Annotated in this window: 4 protein-coding genes; 2 read left to right on the top strand and 2 right to left on the bottom strand. The window is 70.2% G+C overall.

Annotation, left to right across the window (positions count from 1 at the left end; translation table 11 throughout):
- Both VF794_RS04565 and VF794_RS04560 read left to right on the top strand, forming a co-directional pair.
- On the top strand, nucleotides 1-1,597 hold a 1,597-nt coding region (locus tag VF794_RS04565), incomplete at its 5' end, for an HSP90 family protein (RefSeq protein ID WP_331107948.1).
- Nucleotides 1,594-2,721 carry a hypothetical protein gene (locus VF794_RS04560; RefSeq protein ID WP_331107947.1) on the top strand — a complete coding sequence of 376 codons (1,128 nt, stop codon included), beginning with the start codon at nucleotides 1,594-1,596 and terminating at the stop codon, nucleotides 2,719-2,721. The genes VF794_RS04565 and VF794_RS04560, both read left to right, overlap by 4 nt.
- 3 nt (nucleotides 2,722-2,724) lie before the next feature.
- On the opposite strand, the gene VF794_RS04555 is transcribed toward VF794_RS04560, so the two are convergent.
- Complete coding sequence (locus tag VF794_RS04555) at nucleotides 2,725-3,720, bottom strand: aldo/keto reductase family protein (protein WP_331107946.1); 996 nt, start codon at nucleotides 3,718-3,720, stop codon at nucleotides 2,725-2,727.
- Nucleotides 3,721-3,765: 45 nt separating this feature from the next.
- Nucleotides 3,766-4,841 (bottom strand): ATP-binding protein (locus VF794_RS04550; protein ID WP_331107945.1); only part of this gene is annotated, 1,076 nt, incomplete at its 5' end.

Raw genomic sequence — 4,841 nt, 5'->3', positions numbered from 1 at the left:
GGAGGAGGAGCTGCACCGCTTCCTGGCCACCATCGGCGAGAGCTCCAAGCGCGAGACGCTGGAGGCGCGCCGCAACGACTTCATCGGCCAGTTCGGCATCGGCCTGCTGTCCTGCTTCATGGTGTGCGACGAGCTGCTGGTGGTGACGCGCTCGGCGAAGGGGGACGGGAGCACCCTGGAGTGGCGGGGCCGGCATGACGGCACCTACGCCGTGCGGACATCCGAGCACCCGCTGGAGAGGCCGGGCACCCAGGTCTTCCTCATCGCCCGCGCGGATGCCGCCGAGTACTTCACCGCCGAGCGCGTCCGGCAGCTCACGGCGCACTATGGCGGCCTGCTGCCCTTCCCCATCCACCTCACCGTGGACGGTAGCGCCGAGCGGCTCAACCCGGCCCCGCCGCCCTGGCGCCGCGAGTACGCGAGCGTGGCGGAGCGTCGCGCGGCGCTGCTGGCCTATGGGCGCGAGGTGTTCAACACCGAGTTCGTGGACTGCATCCTCCTGCGCGCGGAGGCGGGGCAGGTGGACGGCGTGGCCTTCGTGCTGCCCTTCTCGCCGCACTTCAACGCACGCCAGAAGCACCGCGTGTACCTCAAGGACATGCTGCTGTCGGAGAGCGCGGAGAATCTGCTCCCGGAGTGGGCCTTCTTCGTCAAGTGCGTGGTGAATGCCCAGGGCCTGCGCCCCACCGCCAGCCGTGAGTCCTTCTACGAGGACGCCACCCTGGCGCGGGCCCGCGAGTCGCTCGGGCAGGTGCTGCGCCAGTATCTGGTGGACCTGGCCCACGGCGAGCCCCGCACGCTCCAGCGCCTCATCGCCCTGCACGGCCTGTCGGTGAAGGCCCTCGCGCTAGATGACGACGACTTCTACCGGCTCGTCATCCACTGGTTGCCCTTCGAGACGACGCTCGGGATGATGACGCTGGGGCACTACCGCCAGACGTACCCCACGCCGCGCTACGTGACGAGCCTGGACGCCTTCCGGCAGGTGGCGCGCGTGGCGGCGGCCCAGGGGCTGTGCATCATCAATGGGGCCTACACGCACGACACGGCCCTGCTGGAGAAGTTGCCGCGCGTGCTGCCGGACACCCAGGTGGAGCTCTTCTCCGCGTCGCAGCTCCCCCAGGGCTTCGAGGAGCTGACACCCGAGGAGAACCAGCAGGTGGCGCGGCTGCGGCAGGTGGCCCAGGAAGCCCTGGAGCCGTTCCGCTGCGAGGTCACCGTCAAGAAGTTCCTCCCGCTGGAGGTGCCCACGCTCTACGGAGACGTGGACGACGGGGCCTTCCGGCGGGACGTGGAGCGCGCCCGCGAGGAGACGGACGAGCTGTACGCCTCGGTGCTGGAGGGTGCGCTGGCCGAGTCCCGGGAGGAGGAGCGGCCGCAGCTCTGCTTCAACCTCCTCAACCCGGTGGTGCGCCGGCTGGCGCGGGTGCGGGACGTGGCGCAGCTCAAGCTGTCGGTGGAGATGCTGTACGTGCAGGCGCTACTGCTGGGTCATCGCCCGCTGAACGCGCGGGAGATGGCGCTGCTGAACCGGGGGCTCCTGGGCCTCATCGCGTCGCGCCTGGACGAGGACGAAGGCACAGGGGGCGTACATTGACGGAGCAGGACTGGCGCGAGCAGGTGAAGACCCTGCTCGGGCGCGCGGAGAGACTGGACCCGGGCGAGGCCAAGGTGATGGCGCTGGAGGAGGCGGCTCGCCTCGCGGATGCCCACGGGGACGTGCCGCTCGCCTACGAGGTGCGGGACGCGCTCATCGACGCGGCCACCTTCGGGGGTTTTCCGGACCGCGCCCTGGTGGCGTTCGCGTGGTGCCGGGGACAGCAACAGAAGGACCCGGAGCGCTTCTCTCCGGAGCAACTGCTCTGGAAGCAGAAGTGGGTGGTGGGCCGGCTGGACGAGTTCCCCCACATCAGCCGCAAGCAGATTCAAGGCGCGCTGGATGACGTGGAGCAATGCTTCGCCAAGGCGGGAGCGGGGCAGCGGGCGGTGCTCAAGCTGCGCTACCAGGCGGCGCGTGACATGGGGGACCCGGCGGCGGACACGCTCTGGGCGAAGTGGGTGGAGGCACCGCGCGACCACCTGACGGACTGCCGGGCGTGCGAGCTGGACGATGAGCTGGACCACCACCTCGACCGCGGCGAGTACGCGGTGGTGCTGGAGAAGGCGCGGCCCCTGCTGGAGGGGCGCAACGCGTGCGCGGAGGTGCCGCACCTGACGCTGGGCAGCGTGCTCTACCCGCTCTTCAAGCTGGGCCGGCTGGAGCAGGCGCGCGACAGCCACCTGCGCGGCTACACCCTGGTCCAGCGCAACCGGGAGTTCCTCGCCACCCTGGGCGAGCACCTGGAGTTCCTCACGCTGACGGCGAACGTGGCCCGGGGGATGATGCTCTTCGGGCGCCACCTGGGCTGGGCGCTGGAGCACGCCAGCCACCGGGACCGCTTCACCTTCTACTCGGCCTCGCTCGCCCTGCTGGAGCGGGCGCTGGTGGAAGGGCGCGAGCGGGTCCAACTCCCGCTGCCGCTCACCTTCACGCTGTACGTCCCCGAGGGAGCGTACGAGACGCGGACCCTCCGGGACTGGCTGGCCGCGCAGGCGGAGGGCATCGCGGCGAAGTTCGACACGCGCAACGGGACGGACCGCTTCCACCAGCTGCTCACCCGAGCGAAGCACCTGGGGAACGAGGTGGTTCCGTTTCCCATCGAGGCTTCCCTCCCCTCCTGAACCCTACGGCCGCTTCGCGGGGCTCGCCGTGTGGGCCGGGTCGCGCTCCACGACGGGACCGAGAATCTCGTCGATGCGGCGCATCACCTCCGGGCTCAGCTTCACGCCCGCCGCCTTCACGTTCTCCTTCACCTGCTCGGGCCGCGAGGCGCCGATGATGGCCGAGGCCACGTTCTGGTTCTGGAGCACCCACGCCACCGCGAGCTGCGCCAGCGACAGCCCCACCCCCTCCGCCACCGGCCGCAACTGCTGCACCCGCGTCAGCACCTCATCGTTCATGAAGCGCTGGATGAAGCCCGAGCCCTTCTCGTCCGTCGCTCGGCTGCCCTCCGGCGGCTTCTGGCCCGGCTGGTACTTGCCCGTGAGCACCCCCTGGGCGATCGGCGACCAGACGATCTGCCCCACGCCCAGCTCCCGCGAGGTGGGGATGACCTTGCCCTCGATGATCCGCCACAGCATGGAGTACTGCGGCTGGCTGGAGATGAGCTGGAAGCCCAGTTGCCTCGCCAGCGTCACCCCCGCGCGAAGCTCCTCGGCCGTCCACTCGGACACGCCGATGTAGAGCGCCTTGCCCTGGCGGACCACGTCCGCGAAGGCCTGCATCGTCTCCTCCAGCGGCGTCTCGTGGTCGTAGCGGTGCGCCTGGTACAGGTCCACGTAGTCCGTCTGGAGCCGCCGCAGCGAGCCGTTGATGGACTCCAGGATGTGCTTGCGCGACAGGCCGCGATCATTTCGTCCGGGGCCCGTGGGCCAGTACACCTTGGTGAAGATCTCCAGGCCCTCGCGACGCTGGCCCTTGAGCGCGCGGCCGAGCACCTCCTCGGCGCGCGTGCCGGCGTAGACGTCGGCGGTGTCGAAGCTGGTGATGCCCTCGTCGAGCGCGGCGCGCACACAGGCCAGTGCCGCGGCCTCCTCGACCTGGGAGCCATGGGTCAGCCAGTTCCCGTAGGAAATCTCGCTGACCATCAGACCGCTGTTGCCGAGATGTCGGAAGTTCATGCGGGTCACTTAACCCGCCACCCCCACCGACACCATCGGAACGCGTCAGCCCTCGGCCTGCGAGCGCGCCGGAAGCGAAACGGTGAACACCGTCCCATCCCCGGGCGCGCTGCGCACCGAGATGTCCCCTCCGAAACGCCGCACGATGTTCCGGCTGATGGACAGTCCCAGCCCCGTGCCCGTCCCCTTCGTGGTGAAGAAGGGCTGGAAGAGCCGGTGCAGGCGCTCGGGCGGAATGCCGGGCCCCGTGTCGCTGACCTCGATGACGGCCTGCTCGGACTCGCGCCGGGCGGTGATGCGGATCTCCTTGCGCTCGCCCTTCCAGTCCGCCATCGCCTGCGCCGCGTTCACCAACAGGTTGACGAAGACCTGCGACACCGGCCCCGGGTTCCCCTTCACCACCAGCCCCTCGATGAGCTCGGCCTCGACGCTCGCCCGCTGCGCCGTCTCCACCCGGGCGATGCGCAGCGCCGAGCGGATGGCGTCGTTGAGGTCGAACCACCCCCCGGCCTCGTCGTCCGTGCGTGACAGCGCGCGCATGTCGCGCACGATGTCACCGATGCGCCGGGCCCCCTCGCGCGCATCCCCCACGGCCAGCTCCAGCTCGGCGATATCCACGGCCTTGCCCTCGCCCAGCGCCCTCAGCTGATCCTGGACGAACTCCAGGTTGCTCTGGATGTAGGCCGTCGGGTTGTTGATCTCATGCCCGATGCCGGCCGCCACCTGCCCCAGCGTCGCGAGCTGCTCGGAGGCCGCGAGCTGACAGGCCAGGCGCCCGTTCTCCAGCGCGAGCACCACATGGCTGGAGAGCACCGCCGCGCGGTCCAGGTCCCTCTTGCCGAAGATGCTCTGGTTGCCCCGGCGCAGCAGGCACAGCACCCCGAGCAACCGATCCCCCACGGCCAGGGGATAGAAGATGACCGACACCTTCCCCAGCTCCGTGACATTCCCGAACCGCCGGTCCACGAGCCCCGGTCCGATGAGGGCCGGCGTCCGATCGAAGGAGAGCGCCTCGGCCACCTGCGCGCACAACCCGCGCAGGACGGCGCCCTCGATGTCGGAGGTCAGGCCTCGCGCGTGCGCCAGGTGGAGCTGCCCCTGCATGTCCGGGATGGCGAGCA

The organism is Archangium sp., assembly GCF_036389735.1.
Lineage (GTDB): Bacteria > Myxococcota > Myxococcia > Myxococcales > Myxococcaceae > Archangium.
Note: the sequence above shows the minus strand (reverse complement) of the source record. Positions and strands in the feature narration are given on the sequence as shown.